Below are 17,458 nucleotides of genomic sequence, written 5' to 3'. Positions count from 1 at the left end.
ACAAAAGTACCCCCATTGTTTCTCTCAAAATTTTAATGATTTAGCCTATATTTCTCTACTTATTTGACTCTATCACAACTTTCTTATGGATACCAATGCCAGTTACTCCAGAAAGAATCGATAGAATCGGACATAATAATATAAAGAAACTAAATGGTGCATAACTCAGTGTAGAAACTTGCAGCGTACTTGCCATAAAAACACCACTTACGCCCCAAGGAATTAATGAATTTAACACAGTTCCTGAATCTTCCAAAGCTCTAGACAAAACTTCCGGCTGCAAATCTGCTTTATCATAACTTTCTTTAAATGCACGTCCAGGAAGAATAATTGATAAATATTGCTCACCGATCATCACATTTGCTAAGGCTCCACTAAAGACTGTAGCGGCAACCAGACTTCCTGTTGATTTTAATTTATGGGCAAGAGGTGCCATCAAGACTGTGATCACATCCATTTTCATTAGCAATCCACCTAATGACAAGGTCAAGAGAATCAATGAGACTGACCACATCATGCTTTGGATCCCTCCTCGAGTTAGCAACGCATCGATTTGTTCCATCCCAGTTTCCGAAACAAAACCATTTTCTAAAATCGTGCTTAATTGTTTTAAATCGACATTCCTCATTTGAATCATATACATAATACTTGAAACTAGGATTGTAACTAGTAGAGAAGCAATAGCTGGAACCCTCTTAATTGAACAAAATACTAGTAATAGAATGGGGATAATTGCCCACCAGCTAATCGAGAAATTTCCTTTCAACACCTCTAAAAACTGTTGGGTTTCTAACTCAGTCTGTCCAATCTTCGTTTGAAATCCAATAATTGCATATAAAACAAAAGAAATAATAAATGCTGGAACAGTCGTCCACATCATATTTCTGATATGCTTAAATAAATCTGCACCAGCAACTGCCGAAGCTAAATTGGTAGTATCTGAAAGAGGAGACATTTTATCACCAAAAACCGCACCGGAGATAATCGCACCTGCCAAAATAGCAGAGTTAAATCCCATCGAAATCCCCATTCCCATTAGAGCTAAACCAATTGTTGAAACAGTAGTAAATGCGCTCCCAATTGAAATTCCTACAACTGCACAGCCAACAAATGCAGAAGGCAAAAATATTTTCGTGCTAATAACTGAAAACCCAGCATACATCATTGTTGGGATCACTCCACTTGCAATCCAGACCGCAATCAAGGCCCCAATCAAAATGAAAATGACCATGGGAATAATTCCTGTTTTTACACCCTCTATAATCCCTTCGTGGATTTTGTCCCACGATGCTCTTTTCCATTTACTCCATCCAATCAATAAACCCAATGCGCATAATACTGGGAAAATCGGACTCATTCCCACACCAATCACACAAATACTAATAATCAATAATAAAGACAAAAATATAAATAGTGCTTCTTTTACACTCAGTTCTTTCTCCATTTACTTTCCTCATTCTTCTTATAAATTTAATTGCCAAATACAAAAAAATCCCTGACAATCAGAAATAGACTGTCAGGGACGAATAAACGATGAGACAAACGTTTTATTTTTGTCTCATACGCATGAATACACGCGGTACCACCCATAGTTGAAATTAAAGTATAATTTCCTCTCAAAAGACGCTAACGGATCTTACCCGAACATGACAATTACGCTCTAGATTTGTAATTCAAGAATTTGTTTTGGTTAACTTCCATCAGCCGTTAACTTTCTATTATTTCAAAACAAGTCTCTACTGTGAATCCTTCATAGCGTTTTTGATTAATTTTATTTTTAACGGTAAAAATCAAAACGACCTTTTGCCAACATTTCTTTGATTCCACCTGTTTCAAATAATGAACGATCCATGATCACTTTTTTGATAACAGATGCTGGATACCCTTTGACTTCCATTTTTCCAACTTCACCAAAAGCATGGCTGTTTCCGATTGAAGCAACAGAACCTAATGATTTAAAGGTAAATTCTTTGGTCGCTTCTCCTCTTAATTGCGCTTTGATGTTTTTCCCTGCATGTTCACCCATTTTAAGCGAAATTTGTGCAGTTGTTGGATAAGGACGGTTTGATTCTTTATCCATAACAGCAGAACAGTCTCCAATGATGTAAACATTACTGTGGTCTGCATCCGTTAAATCAGACTGTACCATTACACGTCCACGTTTTGCTGCAAAACCAGAATCACCGACTACATGGCTTCCACTTACACCAGTCGTCCAGATAATTGTTTTAGCAACTAATTCATTCAACTCATTAGTTTCTTGGTTATCTAGATAAACAACTGTATCTTGTTTAATTTCTTTGATTGGTTTTCCAACTAAGAAATTTACGCCCCATTTTTTCAAATGATCGATTCCATAGCCACCAAGTTTTTCACTAAACATTGGCAATAAACGAGTCACAGCTTCTACACAGTATAATTGAATCTTTTCTGGCTCAACCCCAGCAATTTCAGCTAGTTTTTTCTTACCTTCATGCAATGAACCTAATAATTCAATCCCAGTAAAACCAGCACCACAGACAACGATTTTCAGACAGTTTTCGTCTTTCGTTTCTTTGTAAGCTTTCATTTGTTCTGTTAAATGTTGATAGACTTTTTCTGATGTTGGAATGTCTACCATTTTTAATGAAAACTCTTCAACACCTGGTATGCCAAAAGATTCTGATTCATACCCCAACGCAACGATCAAATAATCATAAGAAATCCCTTCTTGGTCTTTCAAATGAACGAGTTGGTTTTCACTATCAATCTTCTCTACTCTACCTTGTACAAAAGTTGTGCAAGCTGATTTTACAACATCTTTGATTGGATAAGTGATTCTTTCTGATGTTTGAATTCCTGCTGCCACTTCGTGAATGTCTGTTGCTTCAAAGTGGTAATCATTTTGATCCACTAATGTTATTTTTATATCGTTGTTGCCTTTTTGTAACTCATGCAGCGCTCTTAAACCGGCATAGCCAGCGCCTAAAATAACGACGTGCTTACTCATTTTAAAATCCCCTCTTAACCTTTTTATTTTATTATTTAAGCCACAATCCTATGGCAAAAAATACAACTTGGGCAAGTGCACCAACGGCTAGAATCCGTATGGCACAAATAAATGTTTTTGTTTTGACTTGTTCTTTTAAAAATAACTTCGACTGTTTCCAGACAAATGGTACAACCAAAATAGTCAATAACATCGTAATCGGCGTCAATCCTAAAACAACACTCAAAACGATCGAAACAAACGCAATGACAATTAAACCAACAAACAATCTAATTGATGCCTGCTTCCCTAAATAGTGAACTAGCGTAAACCGATGATTCATCTCATCTTCTTCTAAATCACAAATATTATTAGCTAACATTAAATTAGCAATCAAACAGGTATTAGGCAAAGCAACTAAAAAGATACTTCCTAGATTGCTCACTGTCCACTGAAAAGAATCAAACGTATTGATATAAACACAAATCAACATGATCATAAACCCCATCGTAAACCCTGAAAAAAATTCACCTAACGGCAAGCTTGATAAGGGTTTGGGTCCAGAAGAATAAAAAATGCCAATCAAGTAACAATACAATCCGAGCCATAACAAGGGCCATCCTACAATAATTGACAAGCCGATTCCCATCAACGCTGAAATGACGACCATCCAAATGATCCAACGACGAATCATCGATAACGATAAGTTTTCTCGGCCAATAATATTGGTTTTCTCTTTATAATCATGCCCTTCTTTAGCATGATGGTAATCATTATAGTTATCTAAAATATCGACAGCCATATTAAAAATAAACATCGCAATAAAATAAATAATAACATAAAATAGGTGAACATTTCGATAATGATACCAACTAAAACAAATTCCTAAAAGAAAAGGTAAAACACTGGCTGTCTTTGCTTTTAGTTCTACTAATTCAAAAAATACTTCTCTGTTCAAATTATACTCCTCCCTCCTTTCAAAATTTAGTTTTATGCTCACGGAATAATTTACTGTATTTCTTTACGAAATTCGTATACAATCAATAGTATTGAACTACTGAAAGGAATATTGTGTTATGAATGATTTTTGGAAAGAGTTTCCTATTATCCAACAACAATTAAATGAAACATGTGAATTGATCAAGCACCAAGTTAAAATACGCAACAAGGACATCGAACAAGCGTTGATTGAACTAACTTATTCAGGTGGTAAATTATTGCGCCCAGCCTTCTTCTTTTTGTTTGCTCAAATTGGTGATGAACAAAAACAAAATCACAAGCAATTGATCAAGATCGCCGCTTCAATTGAAATCTTGCATATGGCAACGCTCATACATGATGATATTATCGATGATTCTCCTCTAAGAAGAGGAACTGCTACGATTCAATCTCGCTATGGAAAAGACATCGCAGTGTACACTGGTGATTTATTGTTCACCGAATTTTTTGAGTTGCTTGCTGAGACAATGAATGGTTCTGATTTCTTACATACAAATGCTTCAGCGATGAAACGTTTACTGGTCGGTGAATTAGACCAGATGCATACACGTTACAAAAAAGATATGACTGTTACTGATTACTTACGCAGCGTCAATGGAAAAACCGCTGAATTATTTTCTTTAAGCTGCCTAGAAGGTGCTCATTTTGGTCATGCGTCATCCGAAGTTCAACGCTTGGCAATGCGTATTGGTCGTCATATTGGTATCGCTTTTCAAGTCTACGATGATATCTTAGATTATACAGCAGATGTAGAAACTTTGAAAAAGCCTGTTTTAGAAGATTTAGCTCAAGGTGTCTACACGCTACCATTGATCTTTGCCATGCAAAAAGCACCGGAACGCTTTTGCTCTTATCTAGAAAAAGGCGCAACGATTACAGACGCACAAGCAGTTGAAACTGCACAGCTCGTTCACGAACTAGGTGGCGTTACGGATGCAAAAGCCTTTGCTAAAAAAGTAACTGAAAAAGCATTGACGGATATTGAAAAACTGCCTGACTGCATAGGTAAGGAACACTTAACTCAGTTAACACAATTATTATTGCAACGTTCTTTTTAAAAGTATCATTAACTTTTAAAAGATGAAGGCAAAGCTCGCAGAGTTTTTGCCTCATCTTTTTTTATTTTATTCTTCAACAAGTACTTTCGTCAATCAATTCTTATTGGTTCCACGATCAATCGCATATAATTGTTGATAATGCTCATTTGTTTCTAACAACTCTTGTGGTGAACCACTCATTTCCAACTGCCCATCTTCAATAAAAATGACACGATTCATCATATGAACACCTTGCAGATGATGAGTGATCCAAATAAGTGTCTTATCTTCTAATGTGCTGAAAAAAGTGTCCAATAATTGTTGCTCCGTAATTGGATCAAGGCCTGTTGTTGGTTCATCCAACAACACAACGGGTGTATCTTGCAGTAAAATCCGAGCCAAAGCCAAACGATGACGTTCACCACCGGAAAAACGTAACCCAGCTTCATCCACCATTGTCTGCAGCCCTTCTGGTAACCCTTCAACCATTTCCTTTAAACCAACTTTATCTAAAACTTGCCAAACTTCTTCTGTAGACGCTTCTTCCTGTCCAATTCGAACATTATTTAAAATCGTCGTTCTAAACAAATATGGCGCTTGGTGGATAACACCAATTGACTGTGTAATTTGATCACCAAAATCAACTGTTGGAATGCCGCCTAGAGTAATACTTCCTTTATCCGGTTTTAAATCTCCGCGAATCAAGGTTGCCAAAGTACTTTTTCCTGAACCACTGCGACCTAAAATCGCCAATTTTTCTTTTGAGTGGATCGTCAAGTTTAGATCATCTAACACTTTTTTTGACGTTCCTTCATATGAAAAAGATACATCACTAATATTGATTTCACTACTTGTAACCACTAGATCTTTTGAGACTTCTTTTGTTTCTTCTGGTTCAGGTAAATCATTCAATCGTTTGATAGAATCTTTATAGATATTCGTTTCTTGCGCCGCATCAGGCAGCGGAGCAAAAGCATCAATCAACGGAAAAACAGTCAAAGTGAATGCTGCAATCCAGTTAGCTGCGCCCCCATGATTACCAGGAAAACGTACACTAGCCCACGCTAATACTGCTATGGTGATTACACCAAAACCAACTTGTAAAACAAAATCTCTGACACGATTAAACCGTTTGATTTTTTCATCTAACTGACGCAATTTTGCTTCTTCTTTTTCATAAGAATGAACAAATTCATGTCCACGTTGGCTAAATACCCAATCAGAAACACCTAAAATATTATCAGTTAATGTTTTGTATAATTCATTTTTAGACACTTTTTGCTTTTCTTGTCTGGCACCATTCACTAAAACTGAAACCAACGGCAATAGAAAAACAATCACACCTAACATCAACAACATACATAAACCAAACCACCAAGAAAAGAAACCTAAACCAATAATGATAAAGATATACAATAACCAAGCGATCACTGTAGGGAAAACCGTACGTAAATACAGATTTTGCAAGTGATTGATATCTTCTGATAGTAAACCTAAAATATCTCCTGTTTGGTATTTTGATTTAAAGAAAATCGCATCTTTTTCTAAAACTAAATACAATTTCAGACGTAAATCAGATGTCATTTTCAATACCCAATTGTGACTAACTAAACGCTCAATATAACGAAAAACTGGTCGACTGATCCCAAAAGCACGAGTCAACACAATCGGAATGTAAATCATTAAAATATTTTCTGGAAGAGATGCTGCTCGGCTAATTAAATAACCAGAGTTAAACATCAACGCTCCTGCACTGAAGAAAGTCAAAAAGCCTAAGAACAATGCCAAATACAATAATCCTTTATACTTTTTCAAAAATGGTTTGACCCATTGATCTTTCTCATACAACTCTTTATTTGTTGGGGTATTTTCCATTATTCATTCCCCCTCATTTGATTCATTAATTTCACATAGTAACCATTTTTATCAATTAACTCATCTAAAGTTCCCGCTTCAACAAGTTGACCTTTATCCATCACTAAAATATAATCCATTTCCGCCATCCAATGTAATCTGTGTGTGGCAAAAAAGACAAGATGATCTTCCATCAATGGTAACATTTTTATCTTTAACTCGACTTCTGTTTCGATATCTAAGTGAGCTGTTGGTTCATCGAACAACAGAATCCGTCGTTCCTTGTCTAAAAAGGCTCTAGCTAACGCTACACGCTGAGCTTGTCCTCCGCTTAACATTCTACCACTTTCACCGATCACCGTGTTTATACCGTCTCTAAGACCTTCTACAAACGTTTCTAAACCTACCAAGCGCACAGCAGCTAAAACTTGTTCATCTATTGCTTCTGGTGTATAAAAACGGACATTATTTGCTAACGTGTCTTGGAAAATATAAGGTGATTGTGGGATATAGAGCACTTGTTTTTGCCATTCTTTTTGCAGAAAATGCGGAATCACTTGTCCATCTACTTCGATTTTTGTCGAATCAGCATTAGGTTCTAAAAATCCACTAAGCACATTAATCAGTGTAGACTTACCCGAACCACTGGCACCAATGACTCCAATTTTTTGATATCCTTTTGCTGTAAAATCCAATCCTTTCAAAGCTGGCTGAATGGCATCTTCATATTGGAACGTTAATTGTTCAGCAGATAATTCGCTTAAGGCTGTCCAATCCCCTAATGAAAGACGATCGGTTTCTGCCATTTCTGGTAAATCTAAGACTTCTTGAATTGCTTGAAATGAATTTTTTCCATCCAAAGTAGCATGATAATCACTAGCAAAATCTCGAACGGGCAAAAAGAATTCTGGCGCTAAAATCAACGTTGTCAACGCTGGAAATAATAATATCCCGCCTTCTAACAAACTTAACCCCAAAAACACCGCCACAACTGCAACTGATAACGTAGTAAAGAAATCTAATGCAAAGGTGGATAAAATAGCAATTTTCAAAGTACTCATTGTCGCTTCTCTAAATCGCTCGCTTGTATTATAAATACTGCTTGCGTATTTTTTACTTAAACCAAACAATTTTAATGTGTCCAAACCTCTTAATGAATCAATAAAGTGATTAGACAAAAGTTGAAATGCTTTATATTGTTTGTCCGCTTTGCTTTGTGCTGCATACCCTAAAATGATCATAAAGATGATAATCATAGGAAACACAACTAGCAAAACAACGCCCGAACGAACATCTAAAGTAAAGACAAAAATCAAAATAATCCACGGGATAATCATCATATTCATGATTTTCATCAAAATCAAATGAAGATAATTCTCAGCCTGACTGATCCCTTCAAGTGCCATGGTGATCATATTTCCTGTTCCATTTTTTTGAACAACGGTTGGACCTAAACGAAAAATCTTTTGCAATAACGCTTCTCTCAATTCACGAGAACGATCATAACTAAACCGATCTAGCATTTTCTCACGCAGATAAGTCACCACATGTCTACCAGTATAAAACAAAAAGAACACCAAAATATTCAACAGCTGGTCGCTTAACTGACCACCTTCCCATAACCCAACAACGGCTTTAGATAAATAAAATGCTTGCCCTATAATAAATACTGCTTGCAGGAAAGAAAAACCTGCAAGCATGATCATAATATTTTTGATTTTCGGCATTTTTAAGATGGCTTTGTCGATCATCCTTCATACCCCTCAGCAACGACTGCTGGATGTTTGATACGTTTTCTAAATACATAGTAGGACCAACTAGTATAAGCTAAAACAAACGGTAAAATGGTTAATGATAACCAAGTCATTGTTTTTAGCGTATAAGGAGTACTTGATGCATCTTTGATCAAGATATCATAGTAACCCTCACTACCTATCATTACACGTGGGAATAATCCACTGAATAATAAAGCAACTAGAAGAATTAATGTCAAGCCACTAGCAATGAAAGCGACCATTTCTTTTTTCTTAAAGACACTTACATTGGCAACAACCGTCAATACAACGATTCCTAAAACCAGTAATAAAGTCACTAGGAAGTGATTATCAAAGAAATCTGTTTTAAAGTACAATAGCGCCGCAAACACAACTAATCCAACATATAAAATCCAATAAAAGAATGACGCATAGTTACGTGCACGTTCTCTAACTGGTCCTTCTGTTTTCAAAGTGATGTAGTTTAAACCATGTAAGTAGCATAATAATGTCAAGGCAACACCACCAACAACAGAAAATACATTAATATAATCTGTAAATGAAGCAGTCATGTTTCCATCCGCATCAAGAGGCATCCCTTGAACTAAACTAATAAACAAAATACCAAAGAAAAATGGAACAATAAAACTACCAATTGATAATGTCCAATTCCACATTCTGCGTCTTTTACCATCCGGCATACGATGACGGAACTCAAAAGAAACACCACGAATGATCAAACCGACTAAAATAATGAACAAAATCAAGTAAAAACCACTAAATAATGAAGCATACCAGTATGGGAAAGAAGCAAACATCGCCCCACCTGCTGTTAACAACCATACTTCATTACCATCCCATACAGGTCCAATTGTTTCGATGATTTGTTCTTTTTCTTCTTCATCATGAGCTAATGTTTGAACCGACATACCCACGCCAAAGTCAAAACCTTCTAGGAAGAAGAAGCCTGAGAATAAAATACCAATTAATACAAACCAAAGTAATTGCAACGTACTCATTCGCCAAAGACCTCCTTATCAAACGGATCTACATCAGTAGAGTTCGCCTCTGCTAATTTTTTTTCTTCGTAATCTGGTCCTTTTTTAAGTTCAACAGTAATCAAGTAAACCATCACTGAACCCAGACCTGCAAATAAAATAAAGTAAATAATATTCGATGTTAATAATGAAGCCACAGATACATTTGGCGACACACTATCTTCAATCGTGAATAAACCGTAAACAGTCCAAGGGTAACGACCAAGCTCTGTAATCAACCAACCAGTTGTATTTGCAATAAATGGTGCAAATGTACACAAAGCTACGATCCAAACCATCCAACGTTTTTCATAGAGTGATGGTTTTTTCTTACGAGTAAAGAATAATCCTAACGCAGAAACTAATAACATTAGTACACCGAATCCAGCCATTATTCTAAAACTCCAGAACAATGTATTAACTGGTGGGAAGTAATTTCTGTCACCATATTTCTCAATTAAATCTTTATTCGCTGTCTCCATTCCATCAACAGAACCAGAAAGACTGTTGTAAGATAGAATACTTAAGACATAAGGAATTTGAATACCAAAAACTTGTTTGTGCTCCGCTTCGTCAGCCCAAGCAATTAAAGTCCAAGCTGCAGGATCACCGGAATCTTCATAGGAGCCTTCCATCGCTGCAAATTTCATTGGTTGACCTTCAATCAAGGCTTTCATTTGTAAATCTCCAGCAAGTAATACGCCAAGAGAACCAAATAACCCAACCCACAAACCAATTCTCATAGAAACTTTATGGAAGCTAATATCACGTTTTTTCAGGATTTGGAACGCAGCAAGACCTGCTACAATCATTCCGCCCATTACAATAGCGCCTGCTAATACGTGAGTAAATTCATACCAAACTTTTGGATTGGCAATTACCGCAGCAAAGTCGATCAATTCTGCACGACCATTGTTCAATGTATATCCAACTGGATGTTGCATGAAGCTGTTTGCTGCTAAAATCCAGAAAGCTGACATCATAGAACCAAATACAACCAACCAAATAAATGTTAAGTGCATTTTTGCACTTACTTTATCCCAAGTAAACATCCATAACCCCAAGAATGTTGACTCCAAAAAGAATGCTAGTAAGGCTTCAATTGCTAGAGGGGCTCCAAAAATATCACCAACAAAACGTGAGTAATCCGACCAGTTCATACCAAACTGGAATTCTTGAATAATCCCTGTTACAACTCCTACTGCAAAACTTAATAGAAAAATGTTGCTCCAAAACTTCGCCATTTTACGATAACGTTCATCTTTTTTTACAACATACAACGTTTCCATGATAGCTACAACAAGAGCTAATCCTATTGAAAACGGTACGAAGAAGTAATGAAAGACTGTCGTCATTGCAAATTGGAACCTTGCTAATGTTACAATATCAAACATCAATAATCCTCCTTGTTTTTAGCGTTTCCACAAAAAGAAAGAAGCTGATTTCATTCAAAATCATTATCCATTTGCACAGTTGGTTGGCGCTGTAAAAATGAATCCAAATCAGGAATAAAATAAACCTACATACATTATTATGTGTGGAAACTCTTTTTATTAAATTTAGAATGATTCCAATTTAAAGTATACTCTTTTATTTGCAAAATACAAATGTTTCTGTGCCTTTTTCATCAAAAATTCCAATGATTCTTGGGAAAAAATAAGAAAAGAGAAGATTACTATGAAGATATAAAAAAAGCACCTCCCGTGAAGCGCTTTTTTTATCCATGTAATTACATTTACCTGATAACCAAAACTAGTAATTCTTTTCAAAACCCTCTTTTGTTTTAGAGTGTTACTCGACGTTATTTTAAAAAAACTATTTTTCAATCTAACAGCTTATTTTTCTTTGAGTATTCCATATATTTATAAACTTTCTCAATTTTATCCTGCTTCACTTTGTCTATTTTATTCGGAGTAAATCCTCCAATAATCCCTTGCTTGTGCAGTTCTTCGATCATCGCAATCAGCTGATAAAATTCTATCAACATTTGTTCTTCATTGGTTTCCTCTGGTCTATCGGGATGGTGATCATCAAATCCAAACCTGATTGCTTTTGACAGAGCTTGCTGTATCTCTGCACATTCTTCCATCGCAACTAATGCTAGATATTCATTCTTTTTCATACCCATAACCATTCCTTTTCCTATAGCTATTTTTTGAAGTAATCAACATAAATAGGAACCGCCGCTTCCCGTAATACTCCTTTAACAACTTCTGGTCGGTTAGGACTTTTTGAAAAAATCTCTTCACTACCAATCATGATATTAAATCCTGCAATCGCTGCCAATTCATCATGCCCTAAACTAAACACCATTCTACCCAAACTACTCCAAACCATCGCTCCTGCACACATACAACAAGGTTCACAACTTGTATAAAGTGTGTATTCAGATAAATCTGTTATTTTCTCAGTCGAACAAAAATCGCGAATAATCCCTAATTCGGCATGATACGTGGGATCGCTTTCTGTGTGGATCTGATTTTCACCGGTAAAAACAATGTCCTTCCCTTTTACTAACAATGCACCGAAAGGTTCATTCCCATTTCTTGCAGCATCTTTAGCAAGTTCTAACGCTTGTTCCATGAATGTGGCATCTAATTTTTCTTGTTCATTATTAATTACCATATTTTCACACTCTTCTCTAACTATTATTTTGTCTAAATTATACCACGAATCAAAAAAGTCTTACCATGACATATGAATTTAAGCATATGAAAAATAAATACACTAATCATAAAAAAACGGCACTGTAAATCATACAGTACCGTGAAAATACAACTAAAATTAGCAAATGGAACCTTTTATTCTTAATACCATACAACGGGTACTTCACAAGTAAAACTAGCAAAAAAACCCTTAGATGCATCAGCATCTTTAGAACTAGCCTCAAAAGACAAATTCACACTTGAAACATTTTCATCAAGAGTGTTTATTATTACCGCATTATTTTCAAGTATCGGATTAGTCGAACCTAAGTTAGTCTCACCGCTAACTGTTTTCGCACCATTAAATTGCTGAGAATACTTTACTGGATGTTCCATAATAAACCTTTTCGTATTTTCATCAACATACACAGTCGGAAGTTTTACACTATATCCACCAAAAGCGTGCAAAGATTTTAAGTTAAGGGATTGTGACAACATGCTAAAATCACGTATATTTGCGTAGCCAAAATATAAAGTTTCAAGATTTTCTAGCTCACCAAATGGCGAAATATCGATGACTTTATCTTCATCCCCTTGTATTAAAGATGAATAAGCATAATAAGTTTTAAGCTTTTTCATCCCAGAAATTGGACGAAAATCCGTTATTCCTTTAAAATTATTAATTCTCATCTCCGTAGCATTCGTTGCATATTGAATTCCTTCAATCGACCCATTATTACCGTTTTTTATTTCATTGACTTCTTTCATCTGGTCAACTGTGGGTAATTCATTTTCCACAACATCATTAATCTGATCCATCACTGCTTGTCTCAAATCATCATCAGATAAGTATATTCTTTTTTCATCTGCAGAAAAACCTTGACTATAACCCACAATCCCAATAAAACTACCTAAAAAAACAATACCCAACAAATATTTTACCTTTTTCAAAAAAAAACCTCCTTAAAGTTTTATAAATAAATTATACAAGAAAAGAACTTATCTTGACAATAAGTTCTTTTTTGTATTCATTTAAAAAGTATAAATTTCAATTAAAATAGATTTTTTAAGCCCTAGAGAATATTCAAAACTACTCGTTTTTCATCGCAGCTTTTAATGCTTGTGCCAATGCACTTTCTTCTGGTTCTTCTTTTTGTGAATATTTCTTCATTAGCTTACGTTCTTCATGTTTTGTAAGTTTCTTGTTGCGCTCTTTTTTATCTTGCATTTTTTCAGTGATCGAGCAGTATTTACATTTGAAGTATGCACCATTTTTCCCATCGATAATTTCCATTTTACGATGACATTGTGAACAACGATGATTGGACACTTTGGGATCTTTTCTACGACGGTAACTGCAATCTTGGTTGGAACAAACATAAATTTTCCCGTCTTTAGTGTTTTTCTCACGTAAGTTTGAGCCACAGTCAGGGCATTTCTTCTGTGTAATTGAAAAATCTTGGTATTTGCTTTCACTTTGCTTGATTTCATTGACTAACTTTTTAGTATCTTGTTCGATTTCTTTCAAGAAGACAGTACTGCTTTGTTTGCCTTTGGCGATTGCTTCTAATGTTTTTTCCCATTTTTCAGTTAGCTCAGGTGTTACCAGAGATGGATTGACAAGTTCAAGTAATTGCTTGCCTTTTGGTGAAACGCTTAACCCGTTTGTCGTACGTTCCATCAATTCTGATTTAATCAGTTTCTCAATAATTTCTGCACGTGTAGCAGGTGTTCCCAAGCTGTGTTTTTCCATTAAACCTAAAAGTGTTCCTTCGGTTAATGGTTTTGGTGGGGCTGTTAATTCTTTATTAATAGTAAAATTCGGAGGTACAACCATTCCTAATTTCCAATCAACAGATGGTACAACATCTTCTTTCTCCTGTTTCCAACCAGCAACTTCGACTTTACTTTGACGGAAAATAAACTGTTCTTTACCAAAATTTACCGTTACTTTTGTTTGTTTTGTGCGGTGAGGTTCAGCAAACATTCCTAAAAAGCGTGTAACGATCATGTTGTAGATTTTTTGTTCATCTCCACTTAATTTTTCATAACGTGGGCGTTGTTCAGTTGGAATCAGCGCATGGTGATCCGTGACTTTCTCATTTTGGAACACTTTTGTTAGTTTGACTTGACCACCATCTTTGATATACGTTTTGACCTCTGGTGCAAAGTCACTAACTGCTTGTAACCGTTCTTTCATTGTTGCTTTCATATCTGTTGTTAAATACTTGCTATCTGTTCTTGGATAAGTCACGATTTTATGAAATTCGTAGAGACTTTGAACAAGCGAAAGAGTTTTTTTCGCTGAAAATTGATAACGTTGATTGGCTTCTCTTTGGATTTCTGTTAAATCATAGGGTAGCGGGGCTTGTTCGGTTTTGCTTTTTTCTTGGATATCAGTTACTTTTCCTTTGCCTTCACTTAATTTTTTCACAAAAGATTCTATATCATTGCGTTCTTTAAACGCGTAAGGATTACTTTGGACTAGTTTTGCTTTTTCTTTTTGAACTTGAAGCTCTACTGAAAAATATGTCTGAGGTCTAAAACCTTCGATTTTCTTCTCTTGTTGACGAACTAAAGACAAGGTTGGCGTCTGTACTCGCCCAGCTGATAGGCTATCTTGATATTTCACCGTCAAGGCTCTTGTAACGTTCAAACCAACTAACCAGTCTGCTTTTGCACGAGCTAAGGCAGAATAATAGAGATTATCGTATTCTTTGGCTGGTCTTAACTTCTTAAATCCATCTTTAATCGCTTTATCTGTTTGAGAAGAGATCCATAGACGTTTAACTGGTTTATTGAAATGAACATACTCTAAAATCCAACGAGCAACCAATTCGCCCTCACGTCCTGCATCGGTTGCGATGACTGCTTCTGATACATCTTTACGGTTAGCTAATTGTTTGATTGCTTTTAATTGATGTCCAGTTTTTGGTAGAGGTTTAATCCCTAAATTTTTTGGCACCATTGGCAAAGTCTCCATTTGCCATGACTGCCATTCTTTATTGATATCTTCAGGCATTTTCAAGCCTAAAAGGTGTCCTAGTGCCCAAGTAACGATGACATTTGGACCTTCATAATAATTTTTGTTTTTTTGATTTGCCCCTAGTACTTTACTTAAATCTTTGGCAACACTAGGTTTTTCAGCAATAATCAGTTGTTTATTTGCCATTTATTTCACTCACTTTCTATGATTCCATATGTAAATTTATGTCATTTTAAACATGTCAATAAGATAATTTTACCACATTCTCCTTATTGATCGTGCCTTTATTTAAAGCATTTTTATTGAAATGCGAGAGAAAGAGCTTTATACTTACTATTTGTAAGTTTAAAATAATGCCTATCAAGGAGAAACTATGATTACAATTGATTTTTTTCACGATGTTATTTGCAGTTTTTGTTTTCCGATGTCTTATCGAATGAGACAAGTCCAAAAAGAATTGCCTGAAATAAAAATTATTCATCGTTCCTTCGCTTTAGCTAGAACGGATGAAGATCATGTTCAGATGTTTGGTTCTAGAGAGAATGCCAAAAAGGAAATTTTGTCTCACTGGGTCCACGCGAATCAAAATGATGATTTACACCGTTTTAACATTGAAGGAATGAAAAAAGCAGACTTTCCTTTCCCAACGTCTATGAATGGTTTGCTTGCAGCAAAAGCTGCTGGCGTCGTTGCAGGAGAGAGCGGCTATTGGGATATATTTGATGCTTTGCAAGAAGCATTATTTGTTAATAGCCAAAATATTGATGATTTCGCTGTTGTTGAATCGATCATAAAAAACAGTTCTATTGATTTCTCAAAATGGCAGCAAGCTTTTAATAATCCCGAAACCTTACTGTTGGTGGAAGACGATTTCCGCGTAGCAAACACTTATCAGCTGACTGGTGTACCCGCATTAATTGTTAATGGAAAATATCTAATCAATGGTGCACAACCTTTGGAACAAATTCTCCAAGCCATTCAAACAATCAAAGAAAAAGAAACACCTATTATAGAAGTCGTTGATAATGACCAAACAAAAAACGGCTCATGCAATATGGAAGATGGTAAATGGGTTTGTAAGGACTAATAAACCCCCTTTCATCCTGCTTAATAAAAAATTATGAGGGTAAGATTGCATGATCTTACCCTCATAATTTTTTAAGTTTATTTAAACCAGACTAGATTTACAACATTTCGGTTTCACACAATCATTATGACGCTCATGAAAGTCATCACCGCTTTCAAAAGTAACAGCCTGTTGATCTTTTAGCAAAGCTAAACCTTTGTATTGCTGCAGATCCTCATCACATTCCTCACACCAGCGTTCATCACCATCATTCCAAAAAGCTGCCAAATAATTGACTTTTGTATTTATATATCCATATGTTGAAGAAAATTCTTGCCATTTGTTTATGTAATAACGCTCCGCATCTTCTAGAGAATTAAATGTTTTTTCTTCTTCGATATCTTCCTGCCAGTCTTCAAAAAACCACCAAGGCTCGTTATCGCCGTACATAGTAACAACTTGGTACATTGATCGCTCACTCCAATTCTTTCTACAAATGCTATTCTAATCACTTAACACAAAACTTTCAACTTACGTGCTTGTGAATTTTTTTTTAACTCTGCAATCTTTTTATTGTACCATAAATAAAAAAACAGCAAAATAAACTTTACTTTGGCTTTATTTCATTGCTTACATGTAAAGCCTTTGCTAAAATATGAAGTGATCAGAAAGGAACGCTTGTTACTATGAAAAAACCTTTATTTTGGAATTCAATTGCTATTTATTTACTGCTATATAATAATATTTTGCTCATTATTTCTTTGATCATGGCTTTAAAAACTTTGATAGAAGGCCAGGCAACATTTGGATTGGATCTCTGGTATCAGATTTTTGTTTACCTTGTTTATATCGTTGTGATAATAGGATTAATAACTGGTGGTAAAAGAGGGTATCTACTATCGATAGTATTCATTCCATTTATTGTTTTAGTGTATTTTTATCCGCCAATGATGGTCAGTATGTTTCCTAAAATGATTATGTTGGCATTTCGTGTAGTTGAGCTAGCTTCATTTGTTTATTTAGTTATTTCACCAGAATCAAGAGCTTATTTCCGTAGCTGTAATCAAAAAAACGAGTAGAATTCTACTCGTTTTTTATGTTATAACTATTGA

The 17,458-nt window shown here is 35.5% G+C and carries 15 protein-coding genes; 3 read left to right on the top strand and 12 right to left on the bottom strand.

Annotation, left to right across the window (positions count from 1 at the left end; translation table 11 throughout):
* Nucleotides 1–55: 55 nt before the first annotated feature.
* The 3 genes from nhaC to BCR23_RS05915 all read right to left on the bottom strand — a co-directional run bounded on the left by nhaC (nt 56) and on the right by BCR23_RS05915 (nt 3,926).
* Nucleotides 56–1,444 (bottom strand): Na+/H+ antiporter NhaC, encoded by a 1,389-nt coding sequence (nhaC, locus tag BCR23_RS05925; protein WP_069634552.1) that lies wholly within the window; start codon nt 1,442–1,444, stop codon nt 56–58.
* Between the two features lie 333 nt (nt 1,445–1,777).
* Nucleotides 1,778–2,989 (bottom strand): NAD(P)/FAD-dependent oxidoreductase, encoded by a 1,212-nt coding sequence (locus tag BCR23_RS05920; protein WP_069634551.1) that lies wholly within the window; start codon nt 2,987–2,989, stop codon nt 1,778–1,780.
* A gap of 31 nt (nt 2,990–3,020) precedes the next feature.
* Entirely contained in the window at nt 3,021–3,926 is a 906-nt protein-coding gene (locus BCR23_RS05915; protein WP_069634550.1) for a prenyltransferase, read from the bottom strand.
* Nucleotides 3,927–4,044: 118 nt separating this feature from the next.
* Here BCR23_RS05915 and BCR23_RS05910 point away from each other — a divergent pair, with 118 nt between their 5' ends.
* Nucleotides 4,045–5,025: a polyprenyl synthetase family protein gene (locus BCR23_RS05910; RefSeq protein ID WP_069634549.1), complete on the top strand. Its 981-nt coding sequence runs from the start codon at nt 4,045–4,047 to the stop codon at nt 5,023–5,025.
* 93 nt (nt 5,026–5,118) lie between these two features.
* Here BCR23_RS05910 and cydC read toward each other — a convergent pair whose 3' ends face one another.
* The 8 genes from cydC to BCR23_RS05870 all read right to left on the bottom strand — a co-directional run bounded on the left by cydC (nt 5,119) and on the right by BCR23_RS05870 (nt 15,466).
* The gene (gene cydC, locus BCR23_RS05905; RefSeq protein WP_069634548.1) at nt 5,119–6,879 is read right to left on the bottom strand and encodes a thiol reductant ABC exporter subunit CydC; all 1,761 of its coding nucleotides are present in this window, start codon (nt 6,877–6,879) and stop codon (nt 5,119–5,121) included.
* Nucleotides 6,879–8,609 (bottom strand): thiol reductant ABC exporter subunit CydD, encoded by a 1,731-nt coding sequence (gene cydD / locus BCR23_RS05900; RefSeq protein ID WP_069634547.1) that lies wholly within the window; start codon nt 8,607–8,609, stop codon nt 6,879–6,881. Before cydD ends, cydC begins: the two co-directional genes overlap by 1 nt.
* Complete coding sequence (gene cydB, locus BCR23_RS05895; RefSeq protein ID WP_069634546.1) at nt 8,606–9,631, bottom strand: cytochrome d ubiquinol oxidase subunit II; 1,026 nt, start codon at nt 9,629–9,631, stop codon at nt 8,606–8,608. Before cydB ends, cydD begins: the two co-directional genes overlap by 4 nt.
* Nucleotides 9,628–11,043, bottom strand: coding sequence for a cytochrome ubiquinol oxidase subunit I (locus BCR23_RS05890; RefSeq protein ID WP_069634545.1), 1,416 nt, complete (start codon nt 11,041–11,043; stop codon nt 9,628–9,630). The genes cydB and BCR23_RS05890 overlap by 4 nt, the downstream gene beginning before the upstream one ends.
* 428 nt (nt 11,044–11,471) lie before the next feature.
* On the bottom strand, nt 11,472–11,771 hold the full coding sequence (locus BCR23_RS05885; protein ID WP_069634649.1) for a nucleoside triphosphate pyrophosphohydrolase family protein: 300 nt from the start codon (nt 11,769–11,771) through the stop codon (nt 11,472–11,474).
* Nucleotides 11,772–11,797: 26 nt separating this feature from the next.
* Entirely contained in the window at nt 11,798–12,274 is a 477-nt protein-coding gene (locus BCR23_RS05880; protein ID WP_069634544.1) for a nucleoside deaminase, read from the bottom strand.
* A gap of 182 nt (nt 12,275–12,456) precedes the next feature.
* Nucleotides 12,457–13,245 carry a leucine-rich repeat domain-containing protein gene (locus BCR23_RS05875; RefSeq protein ID WP_069634543.1) on the bottom strand — a complete coding sequence of 263 codons (789 nt, stop codon included), beginning with the start codon at nt 13,243–13,245 and terminating at the stop codon, nt 12,457–12,459.
* 139 nt (nt 13,246–13,384) lie between these two features.
* Nucleotides 13,385–15,466, bottom strand: a complete 2,082-nt coding sequence (locus BCR23_RS05870) for a DNA topoisomerase III (RefSeq protein WP_069634542.1) — start codon at nt 15,464–15,466, stop codon at nt 13,385–13,387.
* Between the two features lie 187 nt (nt 15,467–15,653).
* Here BCR23_RS05870 and BCR23_RS05865 point away from each other — a divergent pair, with 187 nt between their 5' ends.
* Entirely contained in the window at nt 15,654–16,367 is a 714-nt protein-coding gene (locus tag BCR23_RS05865) for a DsbA family oxidoreductase (protein ID WP_141706700.1), read from the top strand.
* Between the two features lie 81 nt (nt 16,368–16,448).
* On the opposite strand, the gene BCR23_RS05860 is transcribed toward BCR23_RS05865, so the two are convergent.
* Nucleotides 16,449–16,814, bottom strand: coding sequence for a DUF1033 family protein (locus BCR23_RS05860; RefSeq protein ID WP_069634541.1), 366 nt, complete (start codon nt 16,812–16,814; stop codon nt 16,449–16,451).
* A 218-nt stretch (nt 16,815–17,032) separates the two neighbouring features.
* Here BCR23_RS05860 and BCR23_RS05855 point away from each other — a divergent pair, with 218 nt between their 5' ends.
* Entirely contained in the window at nt 17,033–17,425 is a 393-nt protein-coding gene (locus BCR23_RS05855; RefSeq protein WP_069634540.1) for a hypothetical protein, read from the top strand.
* Nucleotides 17,426–17,458: the final 33 nt, after the last annotated feature.

Source organism: Enterococcus quebecensis, from assembly GCF_001730365.1.
In the GTDB taxonomy this organism is placed as follows: domain Bacteria; phylum Bacillota; class Bacilli; order Lactobacillales; family Enterococcaceae; genus Enterococcus_L; species Enterococcus_L quebecensis.
The sequence above is the reverse complement of the archived record's forward strand: the minus strand, read 5'-3'. Positions and strand labels throughout refer to the sequence as shown.

Coding starts and splice junctions, on each gene's coding strand:
- BCR23_RS05890 (WP_069634545.1), bottom strand. CDS start 11,043: ATGTTTGATATTGTAACATTAGCAAGGTTCCAATTTGCAATGACGACA.
- cydC (WP_069634548.1), bottom strand. CDS start 6,879: ATGGAAAATACCCCAACAAATAAAGAGTTGTATGAGAAAGATCAATGG.
- nhaC (WP_069634552.1), bottom strand. CDS start 1,444: ATGGAGAAAGAACTGAGTGTAAAAGAAGCACTATTTATATTTTTGTCT.
- BCR23_RS05920 (WP_069634551.1), bottom strand. CDS start 2,989: ATGAGTAAGCACGTCGTTATTTTAGGCGCTGGCTATGCCGGTTTAAGA.
- BCR23_RS05855 (WP_069634540.1), top strand. CDS start 17,033: ATGAAAAAACCTTTATTTTGGAATTCAATTGCTATTTATTTACTGCTA.
- BCR23_RS05885 (WP_069634649.1), bottom strand. CDS start 11,771: ATGAAAAAGAATGAATATCTAGCATTAGTTGCGATGGAAGAATGTGCA.
- cydD (WP_069634547.1), bottom strand. CDS start 8,609: ATGATCGACAAAGCCATCTTAAAAATGCCGAAAATCAAAAATATTATG.
- BCR23_RS05870 (WP_069634542.1), bottom strand. CDS start 15,466: ATGGCAAATAAACAACTGATTATTGCTGAAAAACCTAGTGTTGCCAAA.
- BCR23_RS05910 (WP_069634549.1), top strand. CDS start 4,045: ATGAATGATTTTTGGAAAGAGTTTCCTATTATCCAACAACAATTAAAT.
- BCR23_RS05860 (WP_069634541.1), bottom strand. CDS start 16,814: ATGTACCAAGTTGTTACTATGTACGGCGATAACGAGCCTTGGTGGTTT.
- BCR23_RS05880 (WP_069634544.1), bottom strand. CDS start 12,274: ATGGTAATTAATAATGAACAAGAAAAATTAGATGCCACATTCATGGAA.
- BCR23_RS05865 (WP_141706700.1), top strand. CDS start 15,654: ATGATTACAATTGATTTTTTTCACGATGTTATTTGCAGTTTTTGTTTT.
- cydB (WP_069634546.1), bottom strand. CDS start 9,631: ATGAGTACGTTGCAATTACTTTGGTTTGTATTAATTGGTATTTTATTC.